Raw genomic sequence first — 20,131 nt, 5'->3', positions numbered from 1 at the left:
CTTATTGCGCGGCGATGCTGGGCAGGATGCCGATGCGGTCCGACACCAGCTGCACGGCGTTCAGCGCGCTTTGGCGGTCGGGGTAGGGCCCGATCTTGACCCGGTAGAGGTTGTTGGACTGTTCCATCGAGGCGGGCGGCGCGCCGTCGGCGCCCAGCTGGTTATTGATCCGGCTGACCAGCGATTGCGCGTTGGCCGGCTGGCTGAACGCGCCCACCTGTAGATAGACGTTGCCGAGGCCGCCCGCGGCCGGCTGGCGCACGGGCGCGGAACCGGGAGCGGGCGCGGGCAGGGGCTCGGCCGTGAGCGCGACGGGCGCGGCGTCCACCGGGGCGAGCACCGGCGTGGAGCCGGTCGCCGAGGCGGGCTCCGGGAGAGCGGCGGCAGGCGCGCCCTGCGAGGCCAGGCGCCGTATTTCGTCGGGAGGGATGGCTTCCACGATTACCTGACCGCTGCCCGGGCCGACGATGCCGAGCTTGTATGCCGCGACATAGGACAGGTCCATGATGCGGTCGCTGTGGAACGGGCCGCGGTCGTTCACCCGCACGATGATCGTCTTGCCGTTGACCAGGCTGGTGACGCGGGCGTAGCTGGGCAGCGGAAGCGTCGTGTGGGCGGCCGTCATGGCGTACATGTCGTAGGACTCGCCGATGGACGTGGAGTTGCCGTGGAACTTCTTGCCGTACCAGGAGGCGATGCCGCGTTTCTTGTAGGGCTGGCCGCTGGTGTCGGGCACGTAGCGCTGGCCGAACACGACGTACGGACGGTTCGCGCCGCTGGCGTACGGTTCCACCTTGGGTACCGCGTCGGGCACCTGGTCCAGGTTCGACGGCGGATTCGAGTCCGGCCCGTCATCCTTGTAGTAGCCGCCTTTCTTGCGCCCGCCGCCGGTGGACGAACAAGCGGCCACGGCAATGGCCAGCGACAACATCAGGATCAGGCGGAGCGGACGGGACAGGGTCATGCGGATTCGTCGGGAAGTTGCGTGCGGTGGCGCACCAGCAGCGGGTCGTGGTCGGCGAACCGCAGCGCGAGCTGTTCCACCACGTACACGGAACGGTGCTGGCCGCCGGTGCAGCCGATGGCGACGGTCAGGTAGTTGCGGGTGTCTTGCGTGTAGCGCGGCAGCCAGCGGTTCAGGAAGCCGGCGATGTCGTCGATCATCAGCCCCACCTGCTCGAACCCGGCCAGCCAGGCGGCCACGGGCTCGTCGCGCCCGGTCAGGGGCCGCAGGTTGCGGTCATAGTAGGGGTTGGGCAGGCAGCGCACATCGAACACCAGGTCGGCGTCCCGGGGCACGCCGCGCTTGTAGGCGAAGGATTCGAACGTCAGGACCAGCGGCGCGCGGTCCGCCTGGATCAGGTCCCGGATCCAGGCGCGCAACTGCCCGGGCGTCAGGTCCGAGGTGTCGATGACGTGTTCCTGTTCGCGCAGCGGCGCCAGCAGTTCGCGCTCCAGCGCGATACAGTCGGTCAGGGAAGGAGCAGTGCCGCCGCGCTGCAGGCGATCGGTAAGGGGATGGCGGCGGCGGGATTCGGAGTAGCGCTGCACCAGCGTCGCGGTGCTGGCGTCCAGGAAAACCACGCGCAGGCTCGTGCCCATGGCGCGCAGCGCGGTCACCACGTCGGGCAGCTCGGCGAGCTCGCCGGGCGAGCGGACGTCGATGGCGACGGCCACCCGCTCCAGGCCTTCGTCCCGGACGTTGGCGATGAATTCGGTCAGGAACCTTACGGGCAGATTGTCGACGCAGGTGTAGCTGGCATCCTCGAGCATGCGCAGGGCGACGGACTTGCCGGAGCCGGAGATGCCGGTGACTAGGACGACTTTCAACATGGACATGATTGTGGCACGCTTTTCCAGGACGATGCCGGCGGGATGGCATCTGATATGGCCGTAAACTCCGAATCTGCGCCTGTACCTTTCTGGCAGCCCTGGCGTAAGCTTGGCGCCGGGTACTCGACAGATTCACATACGCGCCCCGCCGTCATGCGCTTCGGGGGATTGGAATTCGACCTAGATGTTAGCCCTCATTTCCTTTCGTAGTGTTTCACTGCCGCGGTTTTGGGCAATCTCCGCTCTCGTGGCTGCCGCCGCCGTCGTTTTTTCGGCAGCGCCCGCGCAGGCCCAGGACGCTTCCCCGGCGCCCTTGCTTCCCGATACCATGGCGGCCCGGGTGGCCGCCTGTACGGCCTGCCATGGCGCGCAGGGCAGGGCCGGCACCGACGGCTACTATCCGCGCCTGGCCGGCAAGCCGCAGGAATACCTGTACCACCAGCTGCTCAATTTCCGCGATGACCGGCGCCAGTACCGCCCTATGAGCCATCTGCTGGCCGGCCTGCCGGATGATTACCTGCGCGAAATGGCGGCGTACTTCTCCGAACAGCACGTGCCGTATCCGCCGCCGGCGCGCGCCGAGGTGTCCGCCGCCACGCTGGAGGCCGGCCGCAGGCTGGCGCTGGACGGCGACGCGGCGCGCGGCCTGCCCGCCTGCGCGTCCTGTCACGGCGCCGCCCTGGGCGGCCTGCAGCCCGCGATCCCCGGCCTGCTAGGCCTGCCGCGCGACTACATCGGTTCGCAGATCGGCAGCTGGAAGAACGGGCTGCGCCGCGCGGCCGAGCCGGACTGCATGGCCGACATCTCCAACAAGCTCACCCCCGCCGATATCGGCGCGCTGGCCGCATGGCTGTCGTCGCGGCCGGTCGTGGAACCCTATGCGCCCGAACCTGCAGGCGCGCTGCGCCTGCCCGCGGAATGCGGCAGCCAGGCACAACGGTAGGCGGGCGAGCGGATGAAACTCATGAAGAAAGCCCTGTTGGTCCTGCTGCTGGCGGCTGTCGCGGTGGCGGGCGGCCTTTATTGGGCGGGCACGCGCGACGATTCCAGCACCGGTCCGGCCGCGGCCGCCACGGATGCCTCGACCCTGATCGAGCGAGGGCGCTATCTCGCGTCGGCCGGCAATTGCATGGCCTGCCACACGAGCCGGGGCGGCAAGGCGCTGGCGGGGGGCACGGCCATCCCGACGCCGTTCGGCACGGTGTACGGCCCGAACATCACCCCCGACGAAAAGACCGGCATCGGCGCCTGGACTGCCGATGATTTCTGGCAGGCGCTGCACAACGGCAAGTCGCGGGACGGCACGCTGCTCTATCCCGCCTTCCCGTACACGGAATACACGCGCGTCACCCGCGCGGATTCCGACGCGCTGTTCGCCTACCTGCGCAGCGTGCCTCCCGTCAGCCAGCCCAGCCGGCCGCCCGAGCTCGATTTCCCGTACGACCAGCGCGCCCTGCTGGCCGCCTGGCGGGCGCTGTATTTCAAGCCGGGCGTCCTGGAGGCCGACGCGGGCCAGTCGATGCAATGGAACCGCGGGCGTTATCTGGTCGAAGGGCTGGGGCATTGCGCCGCCTGCCACACGCCGCGCAATCGCCTCGGCGCGCTGCGTTCGGACCAGTCCCTGGGCGGTGGCGAGATCCCGGTGCTGGACTGGTACGCGCCGCCGCTCACCAACGATATGCAGACCGGGCTGGGGCGCTGGTCGGCCGAGGACATCGCCGCGCTGCTCAAGACGGGCATGTCCAAGCATTCCAGCGCCAGCGGTCCGATGGCCGAGGTGGTCCTGGGCAGCTCGCAGCATCTGAGCGACGACGACGCGCTGGCCATCGGCGTTTATCTGAAGTCCCTGCCCGCCGTGCCGGCGGCGGATCCGCCATCGACGCCCGTCTCGCCCGCGGCGATGGAGCTGGGCGGCAAGATCTACCGCCAGCAATGCGCGCAATGCCACCAGCCGGCAGGCGAGGGCAGCGGCACGGCCTGGCCCGCGCTGGCCGGCAATCCCACCGTGACGGCGCCGTCGCCGGTCAACGCCATCCGCATGGTGCTCGACGGCGGATATGCGCCCGCCACGGCGGCGAACCCGCGGCCCCATGGCATGCCGCCGTTCGGGCAACTGCTCAACGACGGCGACATCGCCATGCTGGTGTCCTACATCCGCAATAGCTGGGGCAACGAAGCCGGCGGCGTGACGCCGCTGGAGGTCAAGAGGGCGCGCGCGGCATCGACGCGGAACTAGTCCGGGCCTGCGTACAGGCCTGGCGCGCCAGCTCGCCCAGCACGCGGATCGCGTCCTGGGCGCCGGCATCCCAGGGGTGGCCGTAGTTGAGCCGCACGGCGCTGCCGAACTGGCCGCTGGCCGAAAAGATGGGGCCGGGGGCCACGCTGATGCCGCGCTCCAGCGCCTGCCGATGCAAAGTCAGCGCATCCACCCGCGCAGGCAGCTCCAGCCACAGGAAGAAGCCGCCTTGCGGGCGGGTGACGCGCGTGCCCGCGGGAAACTCCTGGGCGATCGCATCGGCCATGCGCGCTTGCTGCGCCTGCAGCGTTTCGCGCAGGCGGCGCAGGTGGCGGTCATAGCCGCCTTGTTCCAGGTATTCGGCGATCGCGCCCTGGGCAGGGCCGGACGCCGATAGCGTCGAGGACAGCTTGAGGCGTTGCACGCGCTGGGCATAGCGGCCGGCGCAGGCCCAGCCGATGCGGTAGCCCGGCGCCAGGCACTTCGAGAACGACGAGCAATGCAGCACCAGCCCCTGGGTATCGTAGGCCTTGGCGGGCACGGGCCGCGAGGGTCCGAAGTACAGCTCGCCGTACACGTCGTCTTCGATCAGGGGGATGCCATGGCGGGCCAGCATCTCCACGAGCTGCCGCTTCCTGTCGGCCGGCATCAGGCTGCCCAGCGGATTCTGGAACTGGGTCATCAGCCAGCAGGCCTTGGGCGCGTGGCGCCGGATGGCGGCCTCCATTGCGTCCAAGTCGACGCCGGTGCGCGGATGGGTGGGTACTTCCAGCGCCTTCAACCCCTGCCGTTCAAGCGCCTGGAGGGCGCCGTAGAAGGTGGGCGCTTCGACCATCACCGTGTCGCCGGGCTGGGTGACCGCCTGCAGGCAAAGATTGAGCGCTTCGAGCGCGCCGTTGGTGACGACGATGTCGCTGGCGGGCACGTTGATGCCGCCGATCAGGTAGCGCAGCGCGATCTGGCGGCGCAGGGCGGGGTTGCCGGGCGCCAGGTCTTCCACCGTGTCGAGCGGATCCTGGCGCTTCAGGTGCGCGGCCATCGCCTGGGCGAGCCGCGGCAGCGGGAACAGCAGCGGCGAGGGGAAGGCCGAGCCCAGCGGTTTGACGTCGCGGTTGCGCACGGAGCCGAGGATGTCGAAGATGCGCTCGCTGATCGCGAGCTCCGTCGATCCGCCGTCCGGGTTCGACGCGCCCGGTTCGGGCGGCAGCGAGGCCGCGGGCGCGTTGACGTAGTAGCCGGAGCGCGGCTGCGCCCGGATCAGGCCGCGGGCTTCCAGCAGGTAATAGGCCTGGAATACCGTGGAGGGGCTGACCCGCCGCGCCGCGCAGGCGTCGCGCACGGAAGGGAGTTTGTCGCCCGCGCGCAGGACGCCGTCGCGTATCGATTTGGCGATCTCGGCCGCCAGGGTCTCGTAGAGGCTCACGGCATCGCCGGGCGGCACGCGTTTACTTGCTGCTTTGGAGGATCGCCATCGCCTGGCGCTCCATGAATTCGCCCAGCGTGTCGATGCCGCGCAGCTTCAGGATCGTGTTGCGCACGGCGGCCTCCACCAGCACGGCCAGATTGCGGCCGGCGGCGACCTGCAGCATCACTTTGCGCACCGGCAGGCCCAGCATGTCCTGCGTGATGTCCTGCAGCGGCAGCCGCTCGAACTTGTCCTGCGCGGTGGCGCGCACCAGGTGCACGATGAGCTTCAGGCGCATCTTCCGGCGCACGGAGGTCTCGCCGAAGATGGTGCGGATATCGAGCAGGCCCAGCCCGCGCACTTCCAGCAGGTTCTGCAGCAGTTGCGGGCAGTGGCCCTCGATCATGTTGGGGGCGGTGCGCGAGAATTCCACGGCGTCGTCGGCCACCAGGCCGTGCCCGCGCGAGATCAGCTCCAGCGCCAGTTCGCTCTTGCCCAGGCCGGATTCGCCGGTGATGAGCACCCCCAGGCCGAGCACATCCAGGAACACGCCGTGCACCGTGGTCGTGGGCGCCAGCTTCTTGCCCAGGTAGATGCGCAGCAGGTCGATGAGCTGTGCGGCCGCCACGGGAGTGGACAGCAGCGGCACCTGGTGCTGCTCGCACTGGTCGACCAGATCCTGGGGCGGCGTCAGTCCGTCGGCCAGCAGGATGGCGGGGACGCCGCCGATCAGCAGCTCGTCCATGTGGTGCATGCGGCGGCGCAGGTCGAAGCGCGTGTAGTACGCCAGCTCTTCCTGGCCGAACACCTGGATGCGCGACGGGTGGATGAGGTTCAGGTGGCCGACGAGGTCCGCGGCCGACATGCCGTCGTCGGGAATTGCGCGGTCGGCTGCGCCCTGGCCTGAAATCCAGTTAAAGGGGATTTTGTCGGCGTTGTCGTCGACGAGTTCCTGCACCGTGAGCATGGCACCGTTTCCGCGGGAAGATCAGAGTTGGCCGGTCGTGAGCATCTTGTGGACGATGGCCGGATCGGTTTCCGTGGCCAGGGCCTCGCGCAATGCCTTGTTGGACATGAGCTGGGCCAGTTCGGCCAGGATGTCCAGGTGTTGCTGCGTTGCAGCTTCGGGCACCAGCAGGCAGAGCAGCATCGAGACCGGCTGTCCGTCGGGCGCATCGAAGGCGATGGGCTGGGCGAGGCGGATGAAGGCCGCCAGCGCCTGCTCCAGGCCCTTCACGCGGCCGTGCGGAACGGCCACTCCCTGCCCCAAGGCCGTGGAGCCCAGGCGTTCCCTGGCAAACAGGCTGTCGAACACGAGCGCCCGAGCCAAGCCGTGGTTGTTTTCGAAGAGAAGGCCGGCCTGCTCGAACGCACGTTTCTTGCTCGTTGCGAGCATATCGAGCACGACGTTGCCGGCGGGTAGGATGCGCGACAAATGATTCATCGGATCATTATATGGTTATATGACGCAGTGCAATAATCGGCCTCTGCGGCGCGTCCTCTGCGTGGGCGGCGCCGTGGGGCGGCAAGAGCGACAGCATAGACCGATAGTGGCGGATTGTGGGCATTCTTGCGCCCCTGCGCAGCTTCGCGGGCCGGGAAACGTCTGGAATCGGGGAAAACAGGATCGCCGGGCGGAGCCGGGAATGGGGGACAGAGGAGAGGGGGGAAGTTTGCCGATGCCCCGGCTGGACTCGTGGTCTAGCGGGACACCGGGACTGAGGCAGGATTCTAGAATCGCTGTTTCGTTAGTCTCGCAGGCGAGCTATCGTGAGGCGCGTTACTGCTGGGGTGACGAAAGATTCGCCGCTTGCCGCTTCACGGACTCCGCTGTGTGACTTCGTACCTTGTCCTTGTGCTTGATGACCTGACGGTCGACCTTGTCAGCAAGAAGATCTATGGCTGCATAGAGATTTTCATCGGTAGCTTCACAATGAATGTCCTTACCGCTTAGACGCATGGTGATTTCAGCTCTATGCCGCAGGGGCTCTACCGAGAGCATGACCTGGGTATCGATGACGTGATCGAAATGCCGCAGCACTCGCGCCAGTTTGTTCATGACATATTCCCGGATGGCCGGGGTGACGTCGAGGTGACGACCGCAGATGCTCAGGTTCATAGTGTGCTCTCCTTCTAAAAGAGGAAAAAAGGTGCGCAAAAGAGCGCGGCTGGTTCGTTAGGCGTTCTCCTTGATCGAGAGGGTTCGTTTAGTACTAGTGTATAGACTCGGGCCGATAAAACAAGCTGACCTAACGCAAGAACATGGCATTTTTATGGCTGAGTCCTTGGGGCTCCTAGGGGTCTTCCCGGAGCCGCCCGTTACATGCGGAAGTGCTCTCCCAGGTAGACGCGGCGCACGGCGGGATCGCCCACGATTTCGTCGGGGTGGCCGTCGGTCAGGACCTTGCCTTCGCTGATGATGTAGGCGCGGTCGCAGATGCCCAGTGTTTCGCGGACGTTGTGGTCCGTTATCAGCACGCCGATGCCGCGGCCCTTCAGGAACCGCACGATGCGCTGGATTTCGATGACGGCGATGGGGTCCACGCCGGCGAAGGGCTCGTCCAGGAGGATGAAGCGCGGGCTAGTGGCCAACGCCCGCGCGATCTCGACGCGGCGGCGTTCGCCGCCCGACAGCGAAATGGCTGCATTGCTGCGGATGTGGCCGATCTGGAGCTCTTCCAGCAAGGCTTCCATCTGCTCATTGATCTTGGCTGTGGAGAGCGGGCGGCCATCCGGCCCTATTTGCAGCTCCAGCACGGCGCGGATGTTCTGTTCCACCGTCAGGCGGCGGAACACGGAGGCGTCCTGGGGCAGGTACGAAAGCCCCATCCGCGCGCGCTTGTGGATGGGCATCGCGGTGATGGCGGCGCCGTCGATCTCGATGCGGCCGGCGTCCGCGGGCACCAGGCCCACGATCATGTAGAAGCTGGTGGTCTTGCCCGCGCCGTTCGGGCCGAGCAGGCCGACGACTTCGCCGCTGACCACGGACAGGGAAACGTCCTGCACCACGGTGCGGCCGTTATAGGTCTTGCGCAAGCCGGTTGCGCGCAGGCTGCCCTGCTTGACGCCCGAAGGGGCGGAGGTCACGGGAGTCTGCACTGAGGGTTGGTTCATCGTGGCTGCGAGTGGTGTTGCATGGGAGGCGCTTCAGCGCCCTTTCTTGGCGGCTTGCTGCTTGCGGCATTCCGCGATGGCTGCGTCCGTCTTGGCGCGCGGCTCCGCGACCGAGCGTACCCGTCCGCCCGCCGCGGACGAGTTCGGGCCGCCCTGGGCTTCGTACGTGCCGGTCTTTTCGTTGTAGCGCACCCGTTCGCCGCGGATGGTATCGAACGGTTTCCCACAGACGTAGCGGATCACGACGGCTTGGCCGATGAGGTCGAAGGTGCTTTTCGAGCCGTCGTATTCGGCGCGCAGGCCCTTGCCTTCGATGAGCTCGAAGGTCTCGGGGCGTTCCTGGCGGATGGTCACGACCTTGCCCTTGTTGGCCGTGGCGGTGCCGAACTGGTTGCCCTGCGGGTCCTCGTTCATCTGCAGGGTATCCGACGTCAGGGTCATGAGGCCGCGCGTCAGGTTGACGTTGCCCGTGAAGACGCTTTGCTTCTTCACGTCGTCGTAGTGCAGCGTATCCGACAGGATCAGCGTGCTGGGCTCTTCGGCGGGGGTTGCCGACTTGGACGCCGGATCCGCGGCGAAGGCGGGCGCGAGCGCCGAGGCCGTCAGCAGGACGGCGCCGATCAGACGGGTCGTCGGGGCAAGGAGAATCCGGAGGTCGGTCATGGTTTCTTCTGGTCAGTGTTGTTGGCGGGAATTTCGGTCCGGCGTTGCTGCTTGCCTTCGGAACCGGCAATTTCCACATCGGTCGATGCCGAAACCTGCAGTTGGCGCGTCTTGTTGTTGTAGCGCATGCCCTTGCCGTTCATACGCGAACGGCCCTTGAGCACCTCGGCGGGCAGGTCGGTATAGACCACGTCCTCGTCGGGAAGGATGATCAACTGCTGGCTGCGCACGTCCAGCATGTCGTTGTTGGCGTCGGGCTGGCGGTGCACGTGCGCGTCGCCGTTCATGACGATGCGCTTGCCGCCTTGTTCCATCACGGCCGTTTTCGAGACGGCCACGGTGATGGGGTTGGTCTCGCGCTGGCCCACCGCGCGCGGTTCAGTGATGTGATATGAGTCGTCATCCGGGAAATGCTCTGCGTACTGGCCTTCCAGCCGGTTGATGGGCCGGCCGCTGGGATCGGTGCGCAGCATGACGAAGTCGCGGGACCATGCGTCCATCTCGTGGGTGATGCGGCGCGGCGGGTCCACCTGGATGGCCCGCTGCGCATAGTCGGCCGCCCACCAGGAGCTGGTGACCAGCACCAGCAGCAGGAACAGCGCGATCAGAGAGGGAAAGCGTTCTTTCATCGGGTTCGCCGCAAGGGCGTGTTGGTTGTCGCGGCGGTCATTGGATCGCGCCCGGGCCCAGCAGGCCCGGGGCCGACAGGAACGCGCCGAGGCGCCCCTGGGCCGCCAGCAGCAGGTCGCAGCATTCGCGCACCGCGCCGCTGCCGCCCGGCTGCGAGGATATCCAGTGGGCGGCCTGGCTGACGTAGCCGGGGGCGTTCGGCACGCTGGCGGCGAAACCCGCTCGCTGCATGGCCGGCAGGTCGATGATGTCATCGCCCATGTAGCCGGTCTGATTCAGTTGGACACCGGAACGCTGCGCAAGTTCGGCCAGGGCGCCGCCCTTGTCGCGCACGCCCTGGACGACCTCGGCGATGCCCAGTTCGGCGGCGCGCCGCGCCACGATCGGACCGGAGCGGCCGGTCATCAGCGCGACCTTCAAGCCGCCTTCCATCAGCAGGCGCAGGCCGTGGCCGTCAAGCGCGTTGAAGCGCTTTTGCAGTTCGCCGCTTTCGCCGTAGTAGAGGCTGCCGTCGGTCAGCACGCCGTCCACGTCGAACACCATCAGGCGCACGGTGGCGGCGCGTTCGCGCACGGTAGCGGGGATGCGGGCGAGGACCAGCGCGTCGGCCGGGTGAGTCACGGAGGCAGGGAGAGTCATAGTCATACCACTTTGGCGGCCATCAGGTCATGCATGTGCAGGGCGCCGAGCAGGGCGCCATCGGTGTCCAGCACCAGCATGTGATTGAGCCGTTGTTCGTCCATTTGCTGGGCGGCCTCGACCGCCAGCGCGTCGGCATTGATGCTGCGAGGCGAGCGCGTCATGCCCGCCTCCACGGTCAGGCTGCGGATGTCGCCGTGCCTGGCGATCAGGCGGCGCAAGTCGCCGTCGGTGAAGATGCCCAGCGGGCGGTGCTGCGCGTCGGTCACGACGGTCATGCCCATGCCCTTGGCGGACATGACCTCCAGCGCCTGCGCCACCGGCGTGCCGGCCATGACGATGGGCAGGGCATTGCCCTGGCGCATCACGTCGCGTACGTGGGTCAGCAGGCGGCGGCCCAACGCGCCGCCCGGATGCGAGCGCGCGAAATCCTGGGGCCCGAAGCCCCGGGCCTCCAGGCAGGCGACCGCCAGCGCGTCCCCCAGGGCCAGCGCCGCGGTGGTGCTGGCCGTGGGCGCCAGATTCAGCGGGCAGGCCTCCTGGGCGACGCTGCCGTCCAGGTGGACGTCGGCCAGCGAGGCCAGCTCGGACTGCGGATTGCCCGTGATGGCGATCACTCGCGCGCCCATCCGGCGGGCGGCCGGCAGGACCGTCAGCAGTTCCTGGCCGGATCCGGAATAGGAAATGGCGATGATCACGTCGTCCCGGGTGATCATGCCCAGGTCGCCGTGGACGGCTTCGGCCGCGTGCAGGAAGAAGGCGGGCGTGCCGGTAGAGGCCAGCGTCGCGGCGATCTTGCGGGCGATGTGGCCGGTCTTGCCGATTCCGCTGACGACCACGCGGCCACGGCACGCCAGCAGCATGGCGACGGCGTGCGTGAAGCTGTCGTCCAGCCTTGCCGACAGGTCCAGCAGCCCCTGGCTTTCGATTTGCAGTGTTCTGCGCGCAGATGCCAGCGCGGTCTCGGACGATGTGGTGGGATGGTCAGTCATGCACGGATTTTAATATCAGTATGCGGGTTTGCCCCGGGGAGGGGGGTATGGCATTCTGGCGGCTCTTTTCAACGGATTTCAAACTCTCTTTCCAGGTTCGTCCCATGTCCAGCATTCCCAGCCCCGTCCTTGGCACGCCCTTGTCTCCCCTGGCCACCCGAGTCATGCTGCTTGGTTCGGGCGAGCTGGGCAAAGAGGTCATCATCGCCCTGCAGCGGCTGGGCGTGGAGGTCATCGCGGTGGATCGGTACGCCGACGCCCCGGGCCACCAGGTGGCTCACCGGGCGCATGTGGTCTCGATGACGGACCCGGAGGCCCTGCGCAAAGTCATCGACCAGGAGCGGCCGCACGTTATTGTCCCCGAAATCGAAGCCATTGCCACCAATTTGCTGGTGGAACTGGAAGAGGCGGGCGTGGCGCGGGTCACCCCGACGGCCCGCGCCGCCCAGCTGACCATGAACCGCGAGGGCATCCGCCGCCTGGCGGCGGAAACCCTGGGGCTGCCCACTTCGCCCTATTGCTTCGTCGATACGGAAGAAGAGCTGCGCCAGGCCATCGACGGCGGCATCGGCTATCCCTGCGTCATCAAGCCGGTCATGTCCTCGTCGGGCAAGGGCCAATCCCTGATCAAGACCGCGGACGACGTCGCCTCCGCCTGGCGCTACGCCCAGGAAGGCGGCCGGGTGGGCGCCGGCCGCGCCATCGTCGAGGGGTTCATCCGCTTCGACTACGAAATCACCTTGCTCACCGTGCGCGCGCGCGGCGCCGATGGCGAGATCCAGACCCGCTACTGCGAGCCCATCGGCCACAAGCAGGTCGACGGCGACTACGTCGAAAGCTGGCAGCCGCACCCCATGTCGCCCGCAGCCCTGGAGCGTTCCCGGGAGATCGCGCTGGCCGTCACGTCCAACCTGGGCGGCCTGGGCATCTTCGGCGTGGAGCTTTTCGTGGCCGGCGACCAAGTCTGGTTCTCGGAGGTCAGCCCGCGTCCGCACGACACGGGCATGGTCACCATGATCACCCAGGTCCAGAACGAGTTCGAGCTCCATGCACGGGCCCTGCTGGGGCTGCCGGTGGACACCAGCCTGCGCCAGCCCGGCGCCAGCAGCGTCATCTACGGCGGCGTCGAGGCTGCCGCGGTCTCGTTCCATAACGTGGCCGAAGCGCTGGCCGAGCCCGGCACGGATATCCGCCTCTTCGGCAAGCCCGAATCCTTCGTCAAGCGCCGCATGGGCGTGGGCCTGGCCGTGGCCGAGGACGTCGCGGCCGCGCGCGCCAAGGCCAAGCGCGTTTCCGCCGCCGTGTCCGTGAAGGCCGGCTGACCCCGCCTTCAGCGCCCCATTCCGTTGCCCCCAGCGGGCCGTCCGCCACCCGGCGGGTGGCCCGCTGGCGTTCGTCCGCAGCCGTCCGCGGGAGGGCGCGCGCCCCGATATGCGCTTTGCTTGCGGCCTTGCCCCTGCCGCCATCGTGGTTTGCGCTTTCTCATTGTTTGTTCGATAATTTCAGAAATTTCTGAAAGCAGCGTAACTGGATTTGTCTGATTGCGCCGCTGTCCGGACCTTGCTGGCGCTGATCGATCATGGCTCTCACCCCTCAAAACGAACGCTTCATCCTGCATTTCGGGGAAATGGGCAGCCGCTGGGGCGTGAACCGCACCGTCGGCCAGATCTACGCCCTGCTGTTCCTTTCCCCCAAGCCCCTGAACGCCGACGATATCGCCGAGACGCTCGGCTTCTCGCGCTCGAACGTCAGTCTCGGGCTGAAGGAGCTGCAGTCCTGGCGCCTGGTCAAGCTGATCCACCAGGTCGGCGACCGCCGCGATTACTTCGAGACGCCCAAGGATGTATGGGAAATCTTCCGCATCCTGATGGAAGAAAAGCGCAAGCGCGAAATCGATCCCACGCTCTCCCTGCTGCGGGACACCCTGCTGGAGCCCCCGTCGGGGCCGGATGAGGCCTACGCGCAACAACGCATGAACGAGATGCTGGAGCTGATCGAACTGTCCACCGGATGGTTCGATGAGGTTCAACGACTGCCGCCCGAGACCTTGCAGAACCTGATGAAACTCGGTTCGAAAGTGCAGAAGGTGCTGGGTTTCGCCGGCAAATTGCGGGGCAAGGCCTGACCTTGATCCGACCCGTTTTTTCAGGAAACCTCTATGAAGTTGTATCCAACGCCCGTAACATGGCGCGAGAGACGGCCTGGGAACCATGCCGGTTGCCGCGGCGCCTCGACCGTTTGGGAGCGCTCCAATGATTGATCTCGACGTCGTCAACCTGTCGCGATTTCAGTTTGCCGCGACCGCGCTATATCACTTCCTGTTCGTCCCCCTCACGCTCGGCCTTTCGTTCATCCTGGCCATCATGGAGAGCGTGTACGTCATGACCGGACGCCCCATCTGGAAAAAGATGACCATGTTCTGGGGCACGCTGTTCGGCATCAACTTCGCGCTGGGCGTGGCCACGGGCGTGGTGATGGAATTCCAGTTCGGCATGAACTGGTCCTATTACAGCCACTACGTCGGCGACATCTTCGGCGCCCCGCTGGCGCTGGAAGGGCTGATGGCTTTCTTCCTGGAAGCCACCTTCGTCGGCCTGTTCTTCTTCGGCTGGAACCGCATGTCCAAGGTCAGCCACCTGGTGGTGACCTGGCTGGTGGCGTTCGGCACCAACTTCTCGGCGCTGTGGATCCTGATCGCCAACGGCTGGATGCAGAATCCGGTCGGCTCGATCTTCAATCCCGACACCATGCGCATGGAGATGACCGACTTCGCCGCGGTGATCTTCAACCCGGTGGCCCAGGCCAAGTTCGTGCACACGGTCAGCGCAGGCTACGTCGCCGGCGCTATGTTCGTCATGTCCATCAGCGCGTGGTACCTGCTGAAAGGCCGCCACGTCGACCTGGCCAAGCGTTCGATGGCGGTCGCGGCCAGCTTCGGCCTGGCCTCGGCGCTGTCGGTCGTGGTGCTGGGAGACGAAAGCGGCTACCTCACCACCGAACACCAGAAGATGAAGATCGCGGCCATCGAGTCCATGTGGCATACCGAGCCGGCTCCCGCGTCCTTCAACCTGATCGCCATTCCCAACCAGGAAGAGCGCAAGAACGATTTCGCGATCGAGATTCCCTACGTCATGGGCATCATCGGAACGCGTTCGCTGACGACGCCGCTGCTGGGCATCGACGATCTGATCCTGCGCGCGGAGAACCGCATCCGCGACGGCATGGTGGCGTATGACGCCCTGCAGAAGATCCGCGCCAATCCCAAGGACGTGGATGCGCGCATGGTATTCGACCGCACCTGGCCCGACCTGGGCTACGCGCTGCTGGTCAAGCGCTACCAGCCCGACATGAGCAAGGTCACCGAAGCCGACATCAAGAAGGCGGCGGTGGATACCGTGCCCAACGTGGCGCCGCTGTTCTGGGCGTTCCGCATCATGGTGGCGGTGGGCATGTACCTGATCCTGTTCTTCGGCGTGGCCTTCTGGCTGGCCTCGCGCGGCCGCCTGGACAGCCGCCGCGGCCTGCTCAAGGTGGCGCTGTGGAGCCTGCCCCTGCCGTGGGTGGCCATCGAAAGCGGCTGGTTCGTGGCCGAGTACGGCCGCCAGCCCTGGGTGATCGAAGGCGTGCTGCCAACCTATTACGCAGCCTCGGGCCTGACCATCATGGACCTGGCAATCAGCCTGTCGATCTTCCTCGTGCTGTACACGGCGCTGCTGATCATCGGCGTGAAGGTCATGCTGCATGCCGTGAAGGCCGGGCCGAAATCCGATGGGCCGGCGCCCGCCAGCGCCGCCGCCGATCCTGTGCGCGCCGCCGTGCGCGCCTGAGGAGGAGACAGCGATGGAAACCCTCATTCCTTTCGACTACGGCACGCTGCGCGTGGTGTGGTGGGTGCTGCTGGGCGCGCTGCTCATCGGCTTCGCCGTCATGGACGGCTTCGACCTGGGCGTGGCGGCGCTGCTGCCGGTGGTCGCCAAGACCGACGTGGAACGCCGGGTGGTGATCAACGTGGTGGGGCCGGTCTGGGAAGGCAACCAGGTCTGGCTCATCACGGCGGGCGGCGCCATCTTCGCCGCCTGGCCCCTGCTGTACGCCGCGTCGTTCTCCGGGTTCTACCTGGCGATGATGCTGGTCCTGATCGCCCTGATCCTGCGGCCCGTGGGCTTCAAGTACCGCAGCAAGATGGAAGGCACGCGCTGGCGCAACCGCTGGGACGGCGTGCTCTGTTTCTCGGGCGTGGTGGCCTCGCTGGTGTTCGGCGTGGCCATGGGCAACATCATCCTGGGCGTTCCGTTCACCTTCGATCCGGTGACGCTGCGCCCCATCTATGAAGGGCATTTCTTCCAGCTCTTCATGCCTTTCGCCCTGCTGGCGGGCGTGCTGAGCGTGGTGATGCTGGCCATGCACGGCGCCGTGCTGCTGGCCTGGCGCACCGAGGATCCCGTATCGTCGCGCGCCCGCAACTGGGGCCGGCTGTGCGCCTTGCTGACCGCGGCGCTGTTCGTCGCGGGCGGGTTCTGGGTGGCCGGCGGGGTTGGCGGCCATGTCATCACCAGCGCGGTGGACATGGCGGGCCCGTCCGATCCGATGCTCAAGACGGTATCGGTGCAGAACGGCGCATGGATGGCCAATTACGCGAAGTGGCCGCTGATGTGGATCGCGCCCGCGCTGGGCGTGGGGGGCGCCGTGCTGGTGGCGCTGCTGCTGACCGCGCGCGCCAACGTGCTGGCTTTCCTGGCGTCCTCCGTGTCGATCGCCGGCGTCATCCTTACGGTGGGCTTCTCGCTCTTCCCGTTCATCATGCCGTCGTCGACGAAGCCGCAGGCCGGCCTGACCATCTGGGATGGTTCGTCCAGCCACATGACGCTGTGGATCATGGTGATCGCCGTCGCGATCTTCCTGCCCCTCGTGACGCTCTACACCGCCTGGGTGTACCGGGTCATGCGCGGCAAGGTGACGGAAGAATCGGTGGGCGGCACGCCCAATTCATACTGACAAGGAGCCTCCACCATGTGGTATTTCTCGTGGATACTCGGCTTGGGCCTGGCGTGCGCGTTCGCTATCCTCAACGCGATGTGGTTCGAGCTGCGCGAAGGGCATACGCATGACCCGCGCGCCAGCCGCGACGACGAGTGAGGGGCGCCGCTAGCGCGCTCGAGCACGATCCTTCGGCGGCGCTGGAAAAACCGCCGCGCGAGCAGTCGCGGTGGCTGATGGCGCTTGCCAAGGCCGCAAGGCTGCCCCTGCTGCTGGCGGGCGCGGCTCCCCTGGCGAGCGGCGTCCTGCTGGTCGTGCAGGCCTGGCTGCTGGCCAGGGTGCTGGATGCCGCCATCGTCGGGCAGGTTCCCCGGAAAGAGCTGATCGGCGGCATCCTGGGCATCGCGGGGCTCATGCTGCTGCGCGCCTGCATCGGCTGGGCGGGCGAACGCGCCGGCGCCAGCGCCTCCGAACGCATCAAGCGCCATGTGCGCCAGTCGCTCTTCAGGCGGCTGGTGCGCAAGGGGCCGCACTGGAGCCGGAGCCGTGCCGCCGGCGAACTGGCCAGCGCCGTGGTGGACCAGGTCGAGGCGCTGGACGGCTTCTTCGCCAAGTACCTGCCCGCGATGGCCGCGGCGGCCCTGTTGCCCGTGGCCTTCTCCGTCGTGCTGTTGCCGGTGGACGTGATCGCCGGGCTGGTGCTGCTGATCACCGCGCCGCTGATCCCGTTGTTCATGGCCCTGGTGGGGTGGGGCGCCCAAGGCGCCAGCCGCCGGCATTTGCGCGCCTTCGCCCGCCTGTCGGGTTTTTTCGCCGACCGCCTGCGCGGGCTGTCCACCCTGAAACTCCATGGCCGGGCCGAGGCGGAAGCCGAGTCCGTCGTGGCGGCCAGCGACGCCCTGCGGCTGCGCACGATGTCGGTCCTGCGCATCGCTTTCCTGTCGTCGGCCGTGCTGGAGTTCTTCGCCGCGCTGGGCGTGGCGGGCGTGGCGGTCTATATCGGCCTGACCTATCTGGGATTCCTCGACCTGCGCTGGACGCCCCTGACCTTGCAGGCCGGTCTCTTCTGCCTGCTGATGGCGCCGGAAATCTACGCCCCGCTGCGGCAGTTCGCGGCGCACTATCACGACCGCGCGGCCGCGCTGGCGGCGGTCACGCAGATCGCGGCCCTGTTCGACGGACTGCCGCAGGATGACGATCTGCGCGGCGAGGCCGGGGGCGAAGCCGTACGCCAGGGCCGCGAGGGCCAGCACAAGGGCGCCGCCCTTATGGCCGGCGGCCTTGTCGTGCTGGCGCCGGGCCGGGGCCGGCCGGTGCTGTCGAACGCCTCGCTCGCGCTGGCGCCGGGCGAGCATGCGGCGCTGATGGGTCCCAGCGGCATCGGAAAATCCACGCTGATCGAAGCGATCGCGCGCCTGAGGCCCTGCCAGGGGGATATCCGGCTGGACGGCCGGCCCCTGGCCGATTGGAGCGAACCGGCCTTGCGGGGGCGGGTCGCCCTGATCGGGCAAAAGCCGCAGTTGCTGGCAGGCTCCATTGCCGACAACATCCGGCTGGGCCGTCCAGGCGCCTCCGACGCCGCGGTGCAGGACGCCGCGCGGCGCGCCTGCGTGCTGGAGTTTTCGGCGGCGTTGCCGCAAGGGCTGGATACGCCGCTGGGCGGGCGCGGCCACGGCCTATCGGGCGGGCAGGCCCAGCGTGTCGCGCTGGCTCGCCTGTTCCTGCGCGATCCGGGCCTGATCCTGCTCGATGAGCCCACGGCGCACCTCGACGAGGCCACTCAGGAGCGGGTGCTGGACGAGATCCTGGCGTTCGCCGCCGGCCGGACCCTGCTGCTGGCGACCCACGCGCCCGCCGTCGCGGCCCGGCTTGGTCGGACCTTGCGCGTGGCTGGCGGAAAGGTGGAAGACGCATGAAGAACCTGTTGCTGCTCCTGCCGCTGTACGCGCGCCGAAAAGGCGGGCTTTTGCTCGCATTGTTCTGTGCCTTGGCCACGGTGGCGGCGGGCGTGGGCCTGCTGGGCGTGTCGGGCTGGTTCCTGACCGGCGCCGCGCTGGCTGGCGCGGGCGGCGCATTCAACCTGTTTGCGCCCTCGGCCCTGGTGCGCGGGCTATCGTTCCTGCGCATCGTGTCGCGCTATGCCGACCGCGTCGTCGGGCACGCCGCCACGCTGCGCCTGCTGGCGGACCTGCGCGCCGCGGTATTCGCGGCGCTGATCCGGCTCACGCCCAGGCAGTTGGCGCGCTATCGCGACGGCGACCTGGTGGCCCGCATGACGGGCGACGTGGATGCGCTGGACACCGTGTTCCTGTTCGTGCTGGCTCCGCTGGCGACCGCGCTCCTGGCGGGCTCGATCCTGACGGCGGTGCTGGGATATTGGGTGCCTGCCGCCGCGCTGGCGGTCGCGCTGGCGCTGCTCGCCGCCTGTGTGCTGGTGCCGCTGTGGCTCTTGCGCGCGGCGCGCAAGCCGGGGGCGGCCGCCCAGGAAAGCGCGGCGGGGCTGCGCGCCGCGATGCTGGACGCCGTGGACGGCCACGCGGATATGGTGGCCCTGCACGCGCAGGCCCAGACGATCGAACATTTCGAACGCTTGTGTGAGGCCAGCGCCGCGGCGCGGCGCAGCCAGGCTTGGGTGGCTGCGCGAGGGCAGTTCTTCCTGCAGGCCGCGGCCGGGGCGTCGGTGCTGGCTTTGCTGTGGTTTGGCCTGGACACGCTGGAGTCGGGCCGGATCACCGGACCCGTGCTCGTCGGCCTGCTCCTGGCGGTCATCGGCATCTTCGAGGTGGCCGGTCCGATCATGCGGGGCGCGTCCCGCATGGGCTCCGCGATGTCGGCGGCGGCGCGCATCCGCGAGGTGACGCACTGCGAACCCGACATGCAGGACCCGGACACGCCGCAGGCCTTGCCCAGCCATGGCGCGCTGGAACTGGACCGCGTGCGCTTTTCCTATCCGGGCAGAACTTCGGGCATCGGTCCGGCGGTGCTGGAGGATGTCAGCCTGAGCGTGGCGCCAGGCGAGCGAGTGGCCATCATGGGGCCCAGCGGCGCCGGCAAGTCGACGCTCCTGCATCTGCTCCTGCGCCTGGAGGATCCCCAGGCGGGGCAGGTGCGTTTCGGCGGTTGCGACGCGCGCGCCTGCGCGCAGGCCGACTGGCATCGGCGCATCGCGCTGCTGCCGCAGGACGCTCCGGTCTTCCTGGGCACCTTGCGCACCAACCTGCTGATCGGCGATCCCGAGGCGGACGACGCCGCGCTCTGGCGCGCCCTCGACGCCGCGCGGCTGGGCGATTTCGTGCGGGGCCTGCCCGACGGCCTCGACACCTGGGCGGGCGAAACCGGCTCCCAGCTGTCGGCGGGGCAGGCGCGCCGGCTGTGCCTGGCGCGCGCGCTGCTGTCGCCGGCCGAGGTCATCGTGCTGGACGAGCCGACCGCCGGCCTGGACGCCGCTGCCGAGGAGGCGTTCTTCCAGGATCTGCAAGCCGCGGCGCGAGGACGGGCCGTGGTGCTGGCCACCCATGCGGCCTTGCCGCCGGGAGCGGTGGACCGCTGCTGCGAGTTGCGGGCCGGAAAGCTTCATGAATTGTCATGGGGGACGGCAATCCTGGCTTAAGCGCGGTTGCGAGGTTATAGTTCGCCTTGCTT

20 protein-coding genes are annotated in these 20,131 nt (G+C 67.8%); 9 read left to right on the top strand and 11 right to left on the bottom strand.

Features of this window, described 5'->3' with window-relative positions:
* Position 1: 1 nt before the first annotated feature.
* Together JL37_RS22855 and rapZ are read right to left on the bottom strand one after the other, a co-directional pair.
* Positions 2–964, bottom strand: coding sequence for a septal ring lytic transglycosylase RlpA family protein (locus tag JL37_RS22855; RefSeq protein ID WP_043546938.1), 963 nt, complete (start codon positions 962–964; stop codon positions 2–4).
* Positions 961–1,833, bottom strand: coding sequence for an RNase adapter RapZ (gene rapZ, locus JL37_RS22850; protein WP_043547211.1), 873 nt, complete (start codon positions 1,831–1,833; stop codon positions 961–963). Before rapZ ends, JL37_RS22855 begins: the two co-directional genes overlap by 4 nt.
* 184 nt (positions 1,834–2,017) lie before the next feature.
* Between rapZ and JL37_RS22845 the strand changes: the two genes are divergently transcribed.
* Entirely contained in the window at positions 2,018–2,776 is a 759-nt protein-coding gene (locus tag JL37_RS22845) for a c-type cytochrome (protein WP_081955157.1), read from the top strand.
* 12 nt (positions 2,777–2,788) lie between these two features.
* On the top strand, positions 2,789–4,069 hold the full coding sequence (locus JL37_RS22840; RefSeq protein ID WP_043546937.1) for a cytochrome c: 1,281 nt from the start codon (positions 2,789–2,791) through the stop codon (positions 4,067–4,069).
* Here the strand turns inward: JL37_RS22840 and JL37_RS22835 are convergent.
* The 9 genes from JL37_RS22835 to JL37_RS22795 form a co-directional block, all read right to left on the bottom strand.
* Positions 4,035–5,492, bottom strand: a complete 1,458-nt coding sequence (locus tag JL37_RS22835; protein WP_043547208.1) for a PLP-dependent aminotransferase family protein — start codon at positions 5,490–5,492, stop codon at positions 4,035–4,037. The genes JL37_RS22840 and JL37_RS22835 overlap by 35 nt on opposite strands.
* A 22-nt stretch (positions 5,493–5,514) precedes the next feature.
* Positions 5,515–6,441 (bottom strand): HPr(Ser) kinase/phosphatase, encoded by a 927-nt coding sequence (gene hprK, locus JL37_RS22830; RefSeq protein WP_043546936.1) that lies wholly within the window; start codon positions 6,439–6,441, stop codon positions 5,515–5,517.
* A gap of 21 nt (positions 6,442–6,462) precedes the next feature.
* Entirely contained in the window at positions 6,463–6,918 is a 456-nt protein-coding gene (locus tag JL37_RS22825) for a PTS sugar transporter subunit IIA (RefSeq protein ID WP_043546934.1), read from the bottom strand.
* 336 nt (positions 6,919–7,254) lie between these two features.
* The gene (gene hpf / locus JL37_RS22820; protein WP_043546933.1) at positions 7,255–7,593 is read right to left on the bottom strand and encodes a ribosome hibernation-promoting factor, HPF/YfiA family; all 339 of its coding nucleotides are present in this window, start codon (positions 7,591–7,593) and stop codon (positions 7,255–7,257) included.
* A 200-nt stretch (positions 7,594–7,793) separates the two neighbouring features.
* Positions 7,794–8,588, bottom strand: a complete 795-nt coding sequence (gene lptB, locus JL37_RS22815; protein WP_043546932.1) for an LPS export ABC transporter ATP-binding protein — start codon at positions 8,586–8,588, stop codon at positions 7,794–7,796.
* A gap of 33 nt (positions 8,589–8,621) precedes the next feature.
* Positions 8,622–9,251, bottom strand: a complete 630-nt coding sequence (gene lptA, locus JL37_RS22810; protein ID WP_043546931.1) for a lipopolysaccharide transport periplasmic protein LptA — start codon at positions 9,249–9,251, stop codon at positions 8,622–8,624.
* Positions 9,248–9,880 (bottom strand): LPS export ABC transporter periplasmic protein LptC, encoded by a 633-nt coding sequence (gene lptC, locus JL37_RS22805; RefSeq protein WP_043546930.1) that lies wholly within the window; start codon positions 9,878–9,880, stop codon positions 9,248–9,250. Before lptC ends, lptA begins: the two co-directional genes overlap by 4 nt.
* Before the next feature lie 37 nt (positions 9,881–9,917).
* Entirely contained in the window at positions 9,918–10,526 is a 609-nt protein-coding gene (locus tag JL37_RS22800) for an HAD hydrolase family protein (protein ID WP_081955156.1), read from the bottom strand.
* Positions 10,523–11,512: an SIS domain-containing protein gene (locus tag JL37_RS22795; RefSeq protein WP_043546927.1), complete on the bottom strand. Its 990-nt coding sequence runs from the start codon at positions 11,510–11,512 to the stop codon at positions 10,523–10,525. Before JL37_RS22795 ends, JL37_RS22800 begins: the two co-directional genes overlap by 4 nt.
* A 104-nt stretch (positions 11,513–11,616) precedes the next feature.
* On the opposite strand from JL37_RS22795, the gene purT reads away from it, so the two are divergent.
* From purT to cydC, 7 genes are all read left to right on the top strand, one after another.
* Positions 11,617–12,834 (top strand): formate-dependent phosphoribosylglycinamide formyltransferase, encoded by a 1,218-nt coding sequence (gene purT, locus JL37_RS22790; protein WP_043546926.1) that lies wholly within the window; start codon positions 11,617–11,619, stop codon positions 12,832–12,834.
* 257 nt (positions 12,835–13,091) lie between these two features.
* Positions 13,092–13,637 carry a GbsR/MarR family transcriptional regulator gene (locus tag JL37_RS22785; RefSeq protein ID WP_043546925.1) on the top strand — a complete coding sequence of 182 codons (546 nt, stop codon included), beginning with the start codon at positions 13,092–13,094 and terminating at the stop codon, positions 13,635–13,637.
* A gap of 127 nt (positions 13,638–13,764) precedes the next feature.
* Positions 13,765–15,339, top strand: a complete 1,575-nt coding sequence (locus JL37_RS22780; protein ID WP_043546923.1) for a cytochrome ubiquinol oxidase subunit I — start codon at positions 13,765–13,767, stop codon at positions 15,337–15,339.
* A gap of 13 nt (positions 15,340–15,352) precedes the next feature.
* Positions 15,353–16,507, top strand: a complete 1,155-nt coding sequence (gene cydB / locus JL37_RS22775) for a cytochrome d ubiquinol oxidase subunit II (RefSeq protein ID WP_043546921.1) — start codon at positions 15,353–15,355, stop codon at positions 16,505–16,507.
* Positions 16,508–16,522: 15 nt separating this feature from the next.
* Positions 16,523–16,648 (top strand): cytochrome bd-I oxidase subunit CydX, encoded by a 126-nt coding sequence (cydX, locus tag JL37_RS22770; protein ID WP_043546919.1) that lies wholly within the window; start codon positions 16,523–16,525, stop codon positions 16,646–16,648.
* A 77-nt stretch (positions 16,649–16,725) separates the two neighbouring features.
* Positions 16,726–18,405 carry a thiol reductant ABC exporter subunit CydD gene (gene cydD, locus JL37_RS22765; protein ID WP_231570415.1) on the top strand — a complete coding sequence of 560 codons (1,680 nt, stop codon included), beginning with the start codon at positions 16,726–16,728 and terminating at the stop codon, positions 18,403–18,405.
* Positions 18,402–20,099: a thiol reductant ABC exporter subunit CydC gene (gene cydC, locus JL37_RS22760; protein ID WP_043546916.1), complete on the top strand. Its 1,698-nt coding sequence runs from the start codon at positions 18,402–18,404 to the stop codon at positions 20,097–20,099. Before cydD ends, cydC begins: the two co-directional genes overlap by 4 nt.
* Positions 20,100–20,131: the final 32 nt, after the last annotated feature.

It is taken from the genome of Achromobacter sp. RTa (genome assembly GCF_000757485.1).
GTDB lineage: Bacteria > Pseudomonadota > Gammaproteobacteria > Burkholderiales > Burkholderiaceae_B > Achromobacter.
Note: the sequence above shows the minus strand (reverse complement) of the source record. Positions and strands in the feature narration are given on the sequence as shown.